Annotated in this window: 17 protein-coding genes; 8 read left to right on the plus strand and 9 right to left on the minus strand. The window is 74.6% G+C overall.

What is annotated here, in order from left to right:
• Positions 1 to 49: 49 nt before the first annotated feature.
• On the minus strand, positions 50 to 499 hold the full coding sequence (locus GA0070611_RS16630; protein ID WP_091665199.1) for an Rv0361 family membrane protein: 450 nt from the start codon (positions 497 to 499) through the stop codon (positions 50 to 52).
• A gap of 79 nt (positions 500 to 578) precedes the next feature.
• Here GA0070611_RS16630 and GA0070611_RS16635 point away from each other — a divergent pair, with 79 nt between their 5' ends.
• The 5 genes from GA0070611_RS16635 (at position 579) to GA0070611_RS16655 (ending at position 5,422) form a co-directional block, all read left to right on the plus strand.
• Positions 579 to 1,379 (plus strand): class I SAM-dependent methyltransferase, encoded by an 801-nt coding sequence (locus tag GA0070611_RS16635; protein WP_091665201.1) that lies wholly within the window; start codon positions 579 to 581, stop codon positions 1,377 to 1,379.
• A 183-nt stretch (positions 1,380 to 1,562) separates the two neighbouring features.
• Positions 1,563 to 2,741 (plus strand): sensor histidine kinase, encoded by a 1,179-nt coding sequence (locus GA0070611_RS16640; RefSeq protein WP_091665204.1) that lies wholly within the window; start codon positions 1,563 to 1,565, stop codon positions 2,739 to 2,741.
• 25 nt (positions 2,742 to 2,766) lie between these two features.
• Positions 2,767 to 3,927, plus strand: coding sequence for a hypothetical protein (locus GA0070611_RS16645; RefSeq protein ID WP_407940441.1), 1,161 nt, complete (start codon positions 2,767 to 2,769; stop codon positions 3,925 to 3,927).
• A complete protein-coding gene (locus tag GA0070611_RS16650) occupies positions 3,897 to 4,613 on the plus strand; it encodes a response regulator transcription factor (protein WP_091665208.1) in 717 nt (238 codons plus the stop codon). The genes GA0070611_RS16645 and GA0070611_RS16650 overlap by 31 nt, the downstream gene beginning before the upstream one ends.
• Positions 4,614 to 4,684: 71 nt before the next feature.
• On the plus strand, positions 4,685 to 5,422 hold the full coding sequence (locus GA0070611_RS16655; protein WP_091673034.1) for a hypothetical protein: 738 nt from the start codon (positions 4,685 to 4,687) through the stop codon (positions 5,420 to 5,422).
• A 25-nt stretch (positions 5,423 to 5,447) separates the two neighbouring features.
• Here the strand turns inward: GA0070611_RS16655 and GA0070611_RS16660 are convergent, their stop codons facing one another.
• On the minus strand, positions 5,448 to 6,197 hold the full coding sequence (locus GA0070611_RS16660; protein WP_091665210.1) for a lysophospholipid acyltransferase family protein: 750 nt from the start codon (positions 6,195 to 6,197) through the stop codon (positions 5,448 to 5,450).
• A 126-nt stretch (positions 6,198 to 6,323) separates the two neighbouring features.
• Here GA0070611_RS16660 and GA0070611_RS16665 point away from each other — a divergent pair, with 126 nt between their 5' ends.
• Positions 6,324 to 6,980 carry an alpha/beta hydrolase gene (locus GA0070611_RS16665; RefSeq protein WP_091665212.1) on the plus strand — a complete coding sequence of 219 codons (657 nt, stop codon included), beginning with the start codon at positions 6,324 to 6,326 and terminating at the stop codon, positions 6,978 to 6,980.
• Between the two features lie 10 nt (positions 6,981 to 6,990).
• Positions 6,991 to 7,383, plus strand: coding sequence for a VOC family protein (locus tag GA0070611_RS16670; protein WP_091665214.1), 393 nt, complete (start codon positions 6,991 to 6,993; stop codon positions 7,381 to 7,383).
• 68 nt (positions 7,384 to 7,451) lie between these two features.
• Here the strand turns inward: GA0070611_RS16670 and GA0070611_RS16675 are convergent, their stop codons facing one another.
• From GA0070611_RS16675 to GA0070611_RS16700, 6 genes are all read right to left on the minus strand, one after another.
• Positions 7,452 to 9,512, minus strand: a complete 2,061-nt coding sequence (locus GA0070611_RS16675; RefSeq protein WP_091665216.1) for an amylo-alpha-1,6-glucosidase — start codon at positions 9,510 to 9,512, stop codon at positions 7,452 to 7,454.
• On the minus strand, positions 9,512 to 9,883 hold the full coding sequence (locus GA0070611_RS16680) for an SCP2 sterol-binding domain-containing protein (RefSeq protein WP_091673037.1): 372 nt from the start codon (positions 9,881 to 9,883) through the stop codon (positions 9,512 to 9,514). Before GA0070611_RS16680 ends, GA0070611_RS16675 begins: the two co-directional genes overlap by 1 nt.
• Positions 9,884 to 10,042: 159 nt before the next feature.
• A complete protein-coding gene (locus GA0070611_RS16685) occupies positions 10,043 to 10,459 on the minus strand; it encodes a CBS domain-containing protein (RefSeq protein WP_091665218.1) in 417 nt (138 codons plus the stop codon).
• A gap of 104 nt (positions 10,460 to 10,563) precedes the next feature.
• Positions 10,564 to 11,589, minus strand: a complete 1,026-nt coding sequence (locus tag GA0070611_RS16690) for an aspartate-semialdehyde dehydrogenase (protein ID WP_091665221.1) — start codon at positions 11,587 to 11,589, stop codon at positions 10,564 to 10,566.
• A gap of 367 nt (positions 11,590 to 11,956) precedes the next feature.
• The gene (locus GA0070611_RS16695) at positions 11,957 to 13,306 is read right to left on the minus strand and encodes a M16 family metallopeptidase (RefSeq protein ID WP_091665223.1); all 1,350 of its coding nucleotides are present in this window, start codon (positions 13,304 to 13,306) and stop codon (positions 11,957 to 11,959) included.
• Complete coding sequence (locus GA0070611_RS16700; protein ID WP_091665226.1) at positions 13,303 to 14,595, minus strand: M16 family metallopeptidase; 1,293 nt, start codon at positions 14,593 to 14,595, stop codon at positions 13,303 to 13,305. Before GA0070611_RS16700 ends, GA0070611_RS16695 begins: the two co-directional genes overlap by 4 nt.
• 38 nt (positions 14,596 to 14,633) lie before the next feature.
• On the opposite strand from GA0070611_RS16700, the gene GA0070611_RS16705 reads away from it, so the two are divergent.
• Positions 14,634 to 15,005 (plus strand): hypothetical protein, encoded by a 372-nt coding sequence (locus tag GA0070611_RS16705; RefSeq protein ID WP_231921148.1) that lies wholly within the window; start codon positions 14,634 to 14,636, stop codon positions 15,003 to 15,005.
• Here the strand turns inward: GA0070611_RS16705 and GA0070611_RS16710 are convergent.
• Positions 14,972 to 15,187, minus strand: coding sequence for a hypothetical protein (locus tag GA0070611_RS16710; protein WP_091665228.1), 216 nt, complete (start codon positions 15,185 to 15,187; stop codon positions 14,972 to 14,974). The genes GA0070611_RS16705 and GA0070611_RS16710 overlap by 34 nt on opposite strands.
• Between the last annotated feature and the right edge of the window lie 26 nt (positions 15,188 to 15,213).

Here is a 15,213-nt window from a genome sequence, read left to right on the forward strand (position 1 = left end):
GGCAGCGAGGCTAGGCCAGCCGTGCACCCGGCGGTCGGCGGACCGCCGACTACTCGCAAATCCGCCACGCGCCGTCCTCTTTGACGAGCACATAGGTCAGCGTGGTGCTGGTGCCGCTGCGCGGGTCGTAGCGGACGCTGGCGGAGCCCCGCACCCGTCCGTTGGTGTTCTGCACGTTGAGGCCGACGATCCCGTAGCCGTTCAGCTCCGGCTGGGCGGACTGCTGGCGGACGAAGTCGGCCTCGCTCACCCGGTTGCGCACCGGGGCGCAGAGCTGCGCGTACGCCTTCGGATAGTCGCGGACGATCAGCGCGCGGGCGTAGGTGTCCACCGCGTCGCGGGCCGGCCCGGTGGCCTCCTTGACCGCGCGGTAGACGAAGAAGCCGCCGACGGCGCCGCCCGCGCAGCAGAGGGCGAGCACCACGCCGACGACGATGAGCACGGTCCGGGTCGTGTTCGACCGCTTCGGCGGGGACGCCATGGCCGGCTGGTACGTCATGCCCGGCAGGGTAGGCGGGGCGCGCCACCGCCCGGACAAACCGGATGACGGGCCGGGCCGGACGGTCCATCATCGACGGATGCCCCAGCGACGACCGGCGGAGCCGGACATCCAGCGGTACTACACCGAGGTCTTCGTGGAGGCGGACCGGCTGTCCCGCAGCCCGCAGGGCCGACTGGAGGCCCGGCGTACCCGGGACCTGCTGGCCCGGCTGCTACCCGCGCCACCGGCGACCGTGCTGGACGTGGGCGGTGGCCCCGGCGCGTACGCCGGCTGGCTGACGGCGGCCGGTCACCAGGTGCACCTGGTCGACCTGGTGCCGGCGCACGTCACCGCCGCCACGGCCGCGTATCCCGAGCTGACCGTCACCGTCGGGGACGCCCGCGACCTGCCGCTGCCCGACAAGTCGGTGGACGCGACGCTGCTGCTCGGCCCGCTCTACCACCTGACCGAGCGGTCGGACCGGGTGACGGCGCTGCGCGAGGCGGCCCGGTCGACCCGACCGGGCGGGCCCGTGGTCGCGGCGGCGATCAGCCGCAACGCCGCCCTGATCGACCTGGTCGCGCAGGGCCGGGTGGACGAGCGGAGCTGGCCGCTGCTGCTCCGTGAGTACGCCACCGGGGTCAACGACCCGGAGACGGGCTTCACCACGGCGTACTTCCACCGCCCGGAGCAACTGGTCGACGAGTTCGTCGCCGCCGGCCTGCCCGAGCCCGCCGTGTACGGCGTGGAAGGCCCGCTCTGGCCGCTGCTGAACACCCTCGGCACCGGCCCCGACGAGCGGCTCTTCGCCGACGCGGTGGCCTGCGCCGAGCTGTTCGAGCGTGACCCGGCGGTGCGCGGGGCCAGCGCCCATCTGCTCGCCGTCGCCCATCGCTGACCGGCCGCCCCGGCGTCAGGAAGGGGCCCCTGCACCTCACCAGGCGTCAACAGGACCCTTCCTTTCCCTTCGGCGACGCGCCGCGTACCGAGGGTGACCGGTTGCGGGGCGGCATGCTATTCTCCGGCGTCGATCTAGGCCGTGCGCACCCGACCGGGTCGCTGCCGGAAGGACACCTCCCCGATGCCGGTCGTAGCCGCCACGACCTCGCCGCCCGGACCGCTGGACAGACCGGCGGGCGGCGCGTTCACCCTCATCTTCACCACCCTGCCGGCGCTGCTGCGGCTGACCTGCGGCCTGGCCGGCGCGGTGGTGGCCCTGACCGTGCTCACCCCGCCCGTCCGGCTGCCCCTGCTGCTGCCGGCGGTCGCCGGGCTCACCGCGTGGTCCGTCTGGTACGCGGTCCGCGCGCTGCGGCACGGCATCGGCACCGCCCTGGTCACCGGCGACGTCGCGCTCACCACCGCGGCCGTGGTGGCGATCCCGTGGCTGGTCGCGCCGGCGGTGCTGGCCGGCGAGGGCAGTTGGACGGCGGTACTCGCCAGCACCACGGTGATCAACACCCAGGCCACCGCCCCGGCCCGCTGGTCGATCCCGGCCGGGCTGCTGGTCACCGCCGGGTACGTGGTGGGCGCGACGGTCGCCGGCAACCCGGTCGAGGCCCGGGCGCACGCGGCCACCCTGCTGGTGCAGGCCGCCTGCACCGCGATGATGACCGCGGTGATGCGCCACCGGCTCGGGCAGGCCGACGCCACCTTCGCCGACTACCAGCGGCTCTCCCGGGAGGCGGTGGCCGCCCGGGCCGCCCGCGAGGCCGAGCGCCGGCAGAACCGGGACCTGCACGACACCGTGCTCGCCACGCTGACCATGGTCGGGCTCGGGGCGGTCGCCGGCTCCACGGCGGCGCTGCGCGAGCGGTGCGCGGCGGACCTGCGTACCCTCACCGCCCTGGCGGACGCCCGGTCGCTGCCGGCGGCCGGCCCGACGGCGCTGGACGACCGGCTGCGCGCGGTCCTCGCCCGGACCCCCGAGCTGACGGTGACCGCGACCCTGGTCTCCTGCCGGGTGCCGGCGGAGGTGTCCACCGCGCTCGCCGAGAGCACGGCCGCCGCCCTGGCCAACGTGGCCCGGCACGCGCCCGGCGCGGCCACCACGCTCGCGCTGTCCCGGGTCGCCGGGACCGTCGTGGTGGAGGTGACCGACGACGGTCCCGGTTTCGACCCGGCAACGGTCCCCGCCCACCGGTACGGACTGCGCGAGTCGATCCTCGGCCGGACGGCCGCCGTGGGTGGCGTCGCAGAGGTGACCTCCGCCCCTGGCGCCGGCACCCGGGTCAGGTTGGAGTGGCGTGGTGGCCACTGAGACGGGTACGACGCCGACCACCGCGCTGTTCCGGCCGGCGGGGCGGGTGCGCGACGGTGCGGACCGGCCGGCGGACCCGGGGGCGGCCGGGGTCGTCGCGGACGCCTCCGACCGCGCCGCCCGGACCGCCGTGGTCTCCATCGCGCTGGTCTGGCACCTGGTGATCGGCCTGCCGGCGCTGCTGCGCGCCGGGCCGGGGATGACCGCGCCGGCGGTGGTGGCGGTCGGCTGGCTGGTGACCGCCGGGGTCGGCGTCGCCGCCGGCGTACGCCTGCTGCGCGGCGGGCTGCCGCCGGCCCGGCGGCTGGCGGCGCTGCTGCTGGCGGTCGACGCGGCGGTCTTCGCCTCCGTCGGCCAGCGCCACCTGTTCACCGCGGCGAACTGGGTGTGGGGCGGTCTGGCCTGGTTCTTCCTGCTGGTGCTCTGGCGCCGGCCGGTGGGCTGGCTGCTCGGGCTGCTCGCCGCGCACGCCGCGATCGCCCTCGGCGCGGTGCTCGGCACCGGCGCCACCGCCCCGGCCGACCTGGCCCGGTACGCGATGTACGCCTACGGCACCTCCTCGCTGCCGGTGGCGGTCTTCGCCGGCGCGGCGGCGATCGCCGCGCTGGCCCGGGACCGGGCCGGCCGGGCGGCCGCGGCCGTGGCGGTCGAGGCGGAACGGGTCGCGGCCGAGCAGGCCCGCCGGGAACGGCGGGACCGGCTCGCCCTGGTCAGCGGGGACGCCGAGGACGTGCTGGCGGCGCTCGCGGCGGGCCAGGCCGACCCGGCCGACCCGGAGGTACGCCGGCGGTGCGTGCTGGCCGCCGCCCGGCTGCGCCGGCTGATCGCCGAGTCGGACGACGTGCCGGACCCGCTGCTGCACGAGTTGCGCGCCGCCGCCGACCTGGCCGAGCGCAAGGGGCTGCCGATCGAGCTGGTCGCCATCGGCACCCCGCCGGAACTGTCCGTGGAGGTACGCCGGGGGCTGGCCGAGCCGCTCGCCGCCGCCCTCGCCGACGCCCGCGGCTGGGCCCGGCTGACCGTGGTGTCCGGCCCGGACGAGGTGGTGGTCAGCCTGGTCACCCCCGATCACGACGGACCGGACTCCACCGGTCCGCCCGGCCCGGACGGGGACGGACCGGTGGAGCACGTGCACGAGCGGGACGGGGAGATCAGGTGGACGCAGACCCGGTGGCGGCGGACGTGAGCGGGGACGGGCCGATCGGGGTGGCCATCGTGGACGACCACCCGGTGGTGATCGACGGCGTACGGGCCTGGCTGGCCACCGAGCCGCGATTACGGGTGCTCGCCACCGGCGACGATCCGGACGACGTGCTGCGGCTCGCGCCGAGCGCCGACGTGGTCCTGCTGGACCTGCGGCTGCACGGGCGGATGGTGCTCGACAAGCTGGCCGAGCTGAGCGCGGCCGGCCGGCGGGTGGTGGTCTACTCCGAGCACACCGATCCGGACACCATGCTCGCCGCGCTGGACGCGGGGGCGGTGGCGTTCCTCGCCAAGCACGAGGGACGCGCGCACTGCGTGGCGACCGTGCTCGCCGCCGCCACCGACCGGCCGTACGTGCCGCCGGCGCTGGCCGGGGCGATGGTGGGTGACCCCCGACCCGACCGGCCGGCGCTCTCCGACAAGGAGCGGGAGGCCCTGCTGCTGTGGTTCCAGTCCATGTCGAAGGCGTCGGTGGCCCGGCGGATGCGGATCAGCGAGCACACCGTGAAGCAGTACGTGGACCGGGCCCGGATCAAGTACACCCGGGCGGGCCGGCCGGCCGCCACGAAGGCCGCCCTGCTCGCCCGCGCGATCGAGGACGGACTCGTCCGCCCGGAGGAGATCGGCATCTACCGGTCACACGCGCAGACCGACCGGCCGACCCCCTAACGGGTGTCATGACAGCCACGGTGCGCTGGTCCAGGCTCTACGTACCGCTACCGTCCCGGGAGGTCGTGACCGTGCAGGAGGACGTCGCTCCCTTCTTCATCGGGCCGCACCGCTTCGACGCGGACGACGACGCGACCCGCCCCGTGCTCGACCGGCGCTACGCGCTGGTCACCGAACCCGGTGAGCAGGTGCTCGGTCAACACCGGCTCACCGTGACCGGGCACCTGCTCGGCCCCACCGAGGGCGTACGCGCCTGGAGTCTCCCCGCTCCGGCCACCGTCACCGTCACCGACCGGCGGCTCGCGTACGTCTGCACCGGCTCCGAGCTGTCCCTGGTCTCCGGGCGGGACGGCCGGACGGACGCCCGGCACCGGCGTCCGCTCCGGCTGTCCCGCCTGGTCAGCGGCCAGATCCGGTGGCAGTGGCCGTCCCGGCTGGAGCTGGTCGACGCGCCGGACGGCGGCCCGGAGCTGCGGGTGATCTGCGACGCGCTGCGCACCATCCGGCAGCCGGCGCTCGGGCTGAGCGGCGCGGACGCCCTGGTCACCGCCCTGGCCCGGCAGGTACGCCGGTCGATCGCCGCGTTCCGCCTGGTGCATCCGGAGCTGGTGGACCTGTCCCCGCCGGAGCGGGACACCCTGCTGGCCCGGGTCGGGGCGCTGCCCGGGCCGGCCCGGGGCGCGGTGACCCTGCCGGGGTCGCTCCCGGTGGAGTTCCTGTCCCGCGACGACTACTACCGCCCGGCGGCCGAGGAGGAGCCGCCGGACTGGCCGCGGGCGGCGCGGGGCCGGCCGGGCTCGGCCTGCTGACCGCGGGCCGGCGCCGGCGGGTGGCTCAGGACGTGCTGCGGGTACGGCCCGAGCGGTCCAGCTCGGCCGCCTCCTCCGGGGTCGGCGCGGTGCCGCCCAGGTGGGCCGGCTGCCACCAGGCGTCGTCCGGGCCGGCCGGCTGCTCCGGGTAGTCCCGCTGGACCCGGTCGACCAGCGCGGCGAGCCGGCTCTTCAGCTCGACGGTCATCGCGTTCGCGTCCGGGTACGCGGCCGGGTCCATCGGCTCGCCGACCAGGATGGTGATCGGGGTGTGCCGACGGGTCAGGTCCTTCGGGCGGCCCTTGGTCCAGAGCCGCTGGGTGCCCCAGAGCGCCACCGGCAGCAGCGGCACCTCGGCCTCCTGGGCCATCCGCGCCGCGCCGCTCTTGAGCTGCTTGACGGTGAAGGAGCGGCTGATGGTGGCCTCCGGGAAGACGCCCACCACCTCGCCCCGGCGCAGCGCGCTGACCGCCGTCGAGTACGAGCCCGCGCCGGCCGCCCGGTTCACCGGGATGTGCTTCATGCCGCGCATCAACGGGCCGGAGACCTTGTGCCGGAAGACCGAGTCCTTGGCCATGAACCGGACCAGGCGGCGGGACTCGTGCGCGCCGTACCCGCAGAAGATGAAGTCGAGGTAGCTGACGTGGTTGCTGGCCAGCACCGCGCCGCCGGTACGCGGGACGTGGTGGCTGCCCTCGACCGTCAGGCGCATGTCGAGGACCCGGAACAGGGTCTTGGCGGCGGTGATCACGGGCGGGTACACGAGTTCCGGCATCCGCCAACTTTACCCTGAGTAGGTTACGGAACCGTAGGAGTGCGTGGTGCGATCGGCCACCCGCCGGCAGTCTGCCCTCGGCAGAGCCGGGTCGCGGCCGGCTCCGGGCGGCACCATCATGACCGGATGACGGAACGCGCGGTGCTGCTCTGGATCCACGGCGGCGGCTGGCGGGCCCGCGCCGACTCCGACGGTGGCGCGCTCGCCCCGCTCGGGCTGCGGGTGGTCCCGGCGACCCACCGGTTCGTACCCGAGGCCCGCTGGCCGGCCCAGCTCGACGACGTACGCGCCGCGGCCCGGGCCGCCCGGGCCGGGGCGGACGGGCTGCCCCTGCTGGTCGGCGGCGACTCGTCCGGCGGCATGCTGGCCCTGCACCTCGCGCTGGGCGGGGTGGACCGGCCGGGCGACGTGGCCGGGGCGCTGGCGTACTGGGCGCCGGTCGACCCGCTGGACGCGGAGCACCGGCGGCTGCGGGCGCACGACGACCCGTGGACCGGACTGCTCGGGCACCCGCCGGCCGAGGGCGACCCGGCCACCGTCGACGCCACGGTCGCCGGCCGGCTCGGCTCCGGCGTACCGGTGCTCCTGGTGCACGGCCGCGACGACCGCGCGACGCCGGCCGGCCAGGCGCTGGAGCTGAGCCGCCGGCTGCTCGCCGCCGGGCACCCGGTGCACACCTGGCTCACCCACGGCGGGCACGCCCTCGACCTGGGCCGGTCCGACATCCGGGCGGTCACCGCCGCGTTCCTGGACACCGTCCTGCCGGCCGCCCGCCCGGACTAGCGTCCAAGGCATGCCCGACCTCGCCGCGATCGTCATCCACTGCCGTGACCCCTACCTGCTCGCCCCGTTCTGGAGCGCGGTGACCGGGCTGCCCGTGGTCGACCAGGACCGGCCGAAGCTCGCCGAGCGGTCCCTGGGACCGACCGAGGCGGTGCTGCTGCGCGATCCGTCCGGGCACCGGCCGGACGTCTGGATCAGCCCGGCCGGCGACCTGCCCGCCCCCGGCCGGATCCACCTGGACCTAGTCGGGGACGCCGAGGAACGGGCCGCGGTGCTGGAGGCCGGCGCGACGGTGGTGCGGGAGCTGCCCCGGTGGACCGTGTTCGCCGACCCGGAGGGCAACGAGTTCTGCCTGCTCCCCCGCAACGAGACGCACCTCGATCCGGCGTCGGCCGGGCACTGAACCCCGTCGAGGTCGGGCGCGTCGGGGCGCCGCCGGTCCGGACCGGCGGCGCCCCGACGCCGGCCGGCTCAGTCGGCCAGCTGGTCCATGTTCAGCCGGCCCCGGGCGAAGGCGTCCACCTTGCCCCAGCGCCCGGGGATGTCGAGCACCTCGATCCGGCCCATGCCGACCGGCAGTCGCGGATCCACCGCCAGGTGCCCCTCGTGCGGCTCCAGGCCCAGCATGGTGCGCAGCAGCAGCATCGGCGTCCCCGTCGACCAGGCCTGCGGGCTGCACGCGGTCGGGTACTCCACCGGGAACTTGGTCAGGTCCCGCTGGTAGCCACCGAACGCCTCGGGCAGCCGGCCGTCGAAGTACGTCGCCGCGTCCAGGATGCCGTTGGCGACGGTGGCGGCCTCCTCGGCGAAGCCGTACCGGCGCAGGCCCCAGGCGACGAACGAGTTGTCGAACGGCCAGATCGTGCCGTTGTGGTAGCCGATCGGGTTGTAGCGGACCTCGCCCTCGGCGAGGGTGCGGACCCCCCAGCCGGAGAAGAGCCGAGGACCGACCAGGTGCTCGGCGATCTGCGCCGCCCGGTCGTCGGCCACGATCCCGCTCCACAGCAGGTGCCCGATGTTGGAGCTGAGCACGTCGCACTGCCGGCCGTCCGGGTCCAGGGCGAGGGCGTAGAAGCCGCCGTCGGCCACCCACCAGTCCCGGTTGAACCGCTCCTTCAGCGCCGCCGCCTCCCGCTCCAGCTGGTCGGCGTACGCCGGGTCGTCCCAGAACTCCCGGGCCAGCCGGGCGGCCCGCATCTTCGCGTCGTACGCGTACCCCTGCACCTCGCAGGTGGCCCGGGGGAACGGCGGCAGGGTGCCGTCGGCGTACGAGATGGAGTCCCAGGAGTCCTTCCAGCACTGGTTCTCCAGGCCGGTGTCGGTGTTGCGGCGCTCGTACCAGATGTAGCCGTTGCCCACCAGGTCGGCGTAGTCGTCGATCCAGTGCAGCGCCGCCCGGCACTCCCGCTCCAGCTCCTTGACCAGCGCGACGTCGCCGCTCCACTTCTCGTACTCGTCGAGCAGCACCACGAACAGCGGCGTGGCGTCCACCGAGCCGTAGTACGGCGAGTGCGGCTGCTCCTCGAAGGCGGCCGTCTCGCCGTAGCGCATCTCGTGCAGGATCCGGCCCGGGTCCTCGTCCCGGAAGTCGTCGAACCGGGTGCCCTGCAACGCGCCGAGGATCCGCAGCGTGGTCTTGGACAGCTCCGGGGCGAACGGCAGCACCTGCAGGCAGGTGAAGATGCTGTCCCGGCCGAACATGGTCATGAACCAGGGCAGGCCGGCGGCCGGCAGCGTCTGCCCGCCGAGCGAGAGCGGCGAGAAGCGCAGCGCGGCCAGGTCCACCAGGCAGCGCCGGTACGTGGCGGACACCCGGCCGTGCTCGCTGTTCACCTTCGGCGCCCTGGCGATCCACTCCTCCAGGTCGTGCTGGAGGGCGAGCCGCTCGGTGCCGTGCGCCCGCAGCCCCATCCGCAGGTCCCGGCCGCCCGGCCCGACCGCGAAGGTCTGCACGTCGATGACGCTGTCCCACTGCTCGTTGGGTTCCAGGTGGATGCTGTAGGCGAACCCGTTGCGGTCGTAGCGGGCCGGTTGGGACGAGGAGATGACGGTCTCCCGCTTGAAGTTGCCGCGCCGGTAGCCGAGCCGCAGCCGGTCCCCCTCGGCCTCGGCGTAGAGCTCGCCCTTCTTGTTGACGATCTCGTCCTTGACCTGGAAGAGGTCGGCGAAGTCGGCCCCGGCGTCCATCCGGATCTCCAGGTCGACCGCCTTCTCGTCATGGTTCAAGATCGTGAGCGTCTCCCGGAAGCTGCCGCCCACCGCCCGTTCCCGGATGATCGAGAGCTTGGCGTCCACGTAGTGCGTGGCCATGCCCGGCACCAGGAAGAACCGGGCCTCGTAGTACTGGAGGTCGTCGTACGACAGGGCGTTGAGCCGCTCGCCGTTGACCGTCAGCACCCACTTGGACAGGTACCGCATGTCGAGGGAGAAGAGGCCGGTCGGCTCGCTCGGGGTGGCCTCGATGTCGCCGGTGTCCTCGGAGACCACGAAGGTGTTGCCGTCGAGGATCCGGACGGTGTTGCTGCCGGGCATCAGAATGCCTCCCTGCGGAAGACGTGGTGCGACCCGCGGGAGTCCGGCGGGCCGGGAAAGAGCCGCTCGACCTGGAGCACCAGCCGCAGGTCGCCGGCGACCGTCATGTCGCCGCGCAGCAGCGCCGCGATCGCGTTCTCCTGGCCGGTGACCAGGTCACCGAAGAGGCGGGGCGCGGTGCCGACCACCGTGTCGGCCTCCTGGTCCTCCTGGCGTACCCGCAGGTTGCCCCGGTCGATCTCCAGCAGCCAGTGGGTCGTGTGCGCCCCCTCGTGCAGGTCGAAGCGCAACGTTCCGGCGGTCTTCGCCAGCAGGGGTTCGAATCCCCGCCGGTCCAGGTCCTCGAAGAACCTCGTGGTCGTGTCCACCATCGGGTCCACTCCTCCCCGCGAGCCGCGGCGTGCCGACGTCCGTGCAGGGGTGCCCGTCGGGTACGCGGTCAACCTCGCCCGGATCGGGTGAGGGAGCGTCCCCCGGACACGCGAACGCCGACCCCCGAACCGGAGGTCGGCGTCACCGCGGCGGACAGCTCAGTTGTTGGGATCGTCGGCGCTGATGTCGGCGAGCACCGACTGGGGTTCCCGCTCGACGGCCAGGTCACCCATGGAGACCAGCCCGACCAGGCGGCCGTCCTCGATCACCGGCAGCCGGCGTACGGCGTACGTGCGCATCAGGTCGGCGGCGGCCACCGCGTCGTCGTACTGGCTCACCGTCACCACGTCCTTGCTGGTGATCTGGTTGAGCGTGGTGCGGTTCGGGTCCATGTTCTCGGCGACGCCCCGGACGGTGATGTCCCGGTCCGTCACGATGCCCACCACGTTGTCGCCATCGGTCACCACCACGTCGCCGATGGCGCTGTCCCGCATCTCCTGCGCGGCGGCGGTGAGGGTGTCGTTGCCGTCCATCGTCACCAACCGGGTCGTCATGAACTCTCCGACCGTTGTCATGGTGCTTCCCCTCTCGGTGTCGGCCCCGCCGTCTACCCGCCACCCACCGGGAGGTAACCGCCTGCCCCGTCCCCGCGCGGTCCACGCGGGGACGGGGGACGGCGTCAGCGGCGCTCGGCGGCGACCAGCTCGGCGAGCTGGACGGCGTTGAGGGCGGCGCCCTTGCGGAGGTTGTCGTTGGCGCAGAAGAGGGCCAGGCCGTGCGCGACGGTCTCGTCGGCCCGGATCCGGCCGACGTAGGTCGGGTCCTGGCCGGCCGCCTGCAACGGGGTCGGCACCTCGGACAGGGCCACGCCGGGCGCGCCGTCGAGCAGTTCCCGGGCCCGCTCGGGGGTGATCGGCCGGGCGAAGCGGGCGTTGATCTGGAGCGAGTGGCCGGTGAAGACGGGCACCCGCACGCAGGTGCCGGAGACCTTCAGCCCCGGGATCTCCAGGATCTTGCGGCTCTCGTTGCGCAGCTTCTGCTCCTCGTCGGTCTCGTCGGAGCCGTCGTCGACGATCGAGCCGGCGAGCGGGAGCACGTTGAACGCGATCGGGCGGGCGAACGACCGGGGCGCGGGGAACTCGACGGCCGACCCGTCGAAGGCCAGCCCCGCGGCGTGCTCCGCCACCTTGCGGACCTGCTCGTCCAGCTCGGCCACCCCGGCCAGGCCGGCCCCGGACACCGCCTGGTACGTCGAGACCACCAGGCTGACCAGCTCGGCCTCCTGGTGCAGCGGCCGGAGCACCGGCATGGCGGCCATCGTGGTGCAGTTCGGGTTGGCGATGATGCCCTTGGGCCGGTCGGCGGCGGCATGCGGGTTGACCTCGGCGACCACCAGCGGCACCTGCGGGTCCATCCGGAACGCCGACGAGTTGTCGATGACCACCGCGCCGGCCTCGGCGACCCGGGGGGCCAGTTCCCGGGAAGTGCCCTTGCCCGCCGAGAAGAGCACGATGTCGAGCCCCCGGTAGTCGGCGGTGGCCGCGTCCTCGACCGTCACCTCGCCGTCGCGCCACGGCAGCGTACGCCCGGCGGACCGCGCCGAGGCGAACAACCGCACCTGCTCCGCCGGGAAGTCGCGCTCCGCCAGCACCTGCCGCATCACGCCACCGACCTGGCCGGTGGCCCCCACAATGCCGATCCTCATGCCCGCGAGGCTACCCAGCCGGACGGGCGGAACGGGAAACCTTTCCCACCGCCCGGTCCGCCCACCCCCCGGCCGGCCCCCCGCCACAGCACCCGCGCACCTGCAACGACCACACCCGACGAGGGGCCTCCGGCGGAGAAACCCCGGCCGTGGACCGCACCGACCGCAGCACCTGCACCGCACCGCCGACCGGCTCCACCCCCGACGCGACCGGAATCACACCCACCCCCACCCCCAAGATCCGCACAAATTCACGGAAAGAGTGGCTTCGCGGGCGGCTCAGGCCACTCTTTCCGTGAAACAGGCCCCAGCGCTCGGAGCTCTGGGGGTGGTGGGGCGCTACCGCACCGGCGGGCCGACGCCGGTGTCAGGCGCGGTGGTCGACGACCTCGCCGAGGCCGGCGGCGACCAGTTCGTCGCGGATGACCGCCGAGTCGCCCTCGATCACCAGGGTGAGCGAGTCCGGGTGCAGGTGCGCGGCCGCCGCCGCGGACACCTGCTCGACGTCGGCGGCGAGCAGCGCCTCGCGCAGCCGGGCGTGGTAGTCGTCGGGTAGGTCGTGCACCACCAGCGTGGTCAGCGCCGAGGCGATCGCGCGCGGGCTCTGCAACTCGACCGAGAGCTGCCCGGCCCGCCATGAGCGGGCCACCGTCAGCTCGTCCTCGGTCACCCCGGTGAGCTGGGTACGCGTCACCTCGCCGACCGCCTCGACCAGGGCCGGCGCGGTCACCGCGGTCTGCACCCCGGAGCTGACCGCGAACCGGCCGAACCGGCGGGACGAGGCGAAGTCGCCGCGGATGCCGTACGTGTAGCCGCGGACCTCCCGGATCAGGTGGTTGAGCCGGGAGGTGAACGCCCCGCCGAGCACAGTGCCGGCGAGCGTGGTCGCCACGTGGTCCGGGTGCGCCCGGTGCGGGGCGGGGTGCCCGAGGCGCAGCGTGGACTGCACCGAGCCGGGCCGGTCGACCAGGATGACCTTCCGCCGGCCGGAGAGCGGCACGTCGAGCGGGCCGCCCTTGTCCACCGGTCCACCGCCGGTGCCGGCGAACGCCGCCGCCCCGAGCGCGTCCAGGTCGAGCCGGTCCAGGTCACCGGCGACGACCAGGGTGCCGGGGCGGATGAACCACTCGGAGTGGAAGACGGTCACGTCGTCGACGACGTCCAACGCGGCGACGCTCTCCGGGTCGCCGTACAGCGGCCGGCCCCAGCGGTTGTCGGCGCCGAAGAGGTCGGCGCGCAGCACCGCGTCGGCCCGGGGACCGGGGTTGGCCCAGTCCATCCGCAGCGCGGTCGCCTCGTCGTCGCGGACCCGCAGCACGTCGGCGGGGTCCAGCCGGGGCGTCCGGACCGCCTCGGCGAGCAGTTCCACCGCGGCGGCCAGCCGGTCCACCGGCACCTGCACGCTGACCTGGAAGGAGTCCCAGTCCGAGCCGGTCACCAGCTCGGTGCCGAGCGCCTCGATGGCCAGGGCGTACGCGGTGCCGTCCCGCTGCGCGGTGCCCTCCTCCAGGGCCTTGGCCAGGACCCCGCCCAGGCCCTCCTTGCCGACCGGCTCCCGGCCGGCGCCGGCGTCGAGCAGCAGCAGCGCGACGGCCAGGTTCTGCCCGGGCAGGTGCGCGGCGACGACCTGCCCGCCGGCCACCGTCCGCCGGACCACCTGCGGGAACCGGTACGGGCGGGCGGCACCCGGGCCGGGACGGGCGGCGATCAGCGTCATGACGTCTCCTCGGGCAGGTAGGTCAGGATGACCCGGTCGGCCGCGCCGAGCAGCTCGGCGGCCTGTTCGGCGATCTGCTCGGCGGTGACCGCGAGCCAGGCGGGCAGCCGGTCGCCGGCCTTCGCCGGGTCGCCGAACTGGGTGGCGTAGCGGCCCAGCGTGTCGGCCCGGCCGTCCACGGTGGACATCTGTCGCCACCACTGGGTGCTCAGCAGGGCCTTGGCCCGGTCCAGCTCGGCGGCGGTGACCGGCACGGTGGCCAGCTCGTCGACCACCTCGGCCAGCCCGGCGCGCAGCCGTTCGGCGGCCACCCCGGGGCGGGCCGTGGCGGTGGCGATCAACGGGGCCGGTGCGTGCGCCAGGTCCACCCCGTACGCCCCGACCAGGTCCGGCTGGGCGATCCGCTCGCCGTCGGCGAGGCGCTGGTAGAGCCGGCTGCCCCGGCCGCTGCCGAGGACGGTGCCGAGCACGGTGGTCACGTCGTACCCGGAGCTGCCGAACGGGTGGGTGCGGTGCGCGACGTAGACGCGGGGGGCGGGCACGTCGGCGGTGACCGTCTCCTCGGCGGGCCGCCCGGTCGCCGGCACCGTCCGCCCGTCGGGCGCGGTGGGGAACCCGCCGCGCGCCGGGATCGCGCCGAAGTACTTGTCGGCCAGCGCGAAGACCTCGGCCGCGGTGGTGTCGCCGACGACGGTGAGCACCGCGTTGTCGGGGGCGTACCAGGTGGTGTGGAAGGCCTGGAAGGTGGCCAGGTCGGCGGCGTTCAGGTCGGCCATCGAGCCGATCGTCGCGTGGTGGTACGGGTGGCCGGGCGGGTAGAGCAGCGGGAGCAGCCGCAGCCAGGCGTCGCCGTACGGGACGTTCTCGTAACGCTGGCGGCGCTCGTTCTTGACCACCTCACGCTGGTTGTCCAGCGTCTCCTGGGTCAGCGCGGGCACCAGGCCGCCCATCCGGTCGGCCTCCAGCCAGAGCGCCAGCTCCAGGTGCTCTGCGGGGACGGTCTCGAAGTAGTTCGTCCGGTCCGGGTTGGTGGTGGCGTTGAGCGAACCGCCGGAACCCTGGATCAACTTCATGTGCTCGGTCTTCGCCACGTTCTCCGAGCCCTCGAACATCAGGTGCTCGAAGAGGTGGGCGAAGCCGGTCTGGCCCGCCGGCTCGTGCCGGGAACCCACGTCGTACCAGAGGTTGACCGCGACCGCGGGCGCGGTGCGGTCCTCGCTCACCACCACACGCAGGCCGTTGTCCAGTCGCGTCGTCTCGATCGGCCAGGGGTAACCGCTGTCGGGCATGGCACGACGCTATCCGATCTCGCGGGGGGAAAGGGGACGTGCGGACCGCATCGTCGGTGCGCGCCGGGCGGCGGCGCTGGTTCCTGGCCGCGCTGGCCGACCCGGACTCCCCGGAGCTGGGCCGCAGCCTGGCCGAGGTCGGCGCGGCCGTCGCCGGGGACGCGCCCCGGCTGGTGCTCGCGGTGGCCTCGGCGGTCGGGCCGTGGCGGCCGTTCGGCGAGGTCCGCCTGGACGCCGAGCGCGGCGCCCACCTGGACGCCGCGCCGGCCTTCGATCCGATCGGCAACGTGCCACCGGGCCTGCGGGCGGAAGGGCTGATCGCCTGGTTGCGCGACAGCGGCTACCGGGGTTCCCGCCGGGCCCGGGGCGCGTCGGCTCAGTCCGGGGGCTCGACGGGGTTCACGGTCTGATCGGAGGTGCGGCGCTCCAGCACCGTGTCGGGGGCGGCGTTCTGGTCCTCCTCCCGGATGTCCGATTCGGCGAGGATCGCGTCGGCCTGGGCCTCCGGGTCGTCGCTGCCCACCGCGGCCTCCTCGGGCAGCAGGTGGGCGCGGGACTCGATCCGCTCCTGGTCGCTCTGGTGGTGACTCATGCCGTCCCCCTTACCCCGCGCGGGGC

Source organism: Micromonospora auratinigra, from assembly GCF_900089595.1.
Classification (GTDB): domain Bacteria; phylum Actinomycetota; class Actinomycetes; order Mycobacteriales; family Micromonosporaceae; genus Micromonospora; species Micromonospora auratinigra.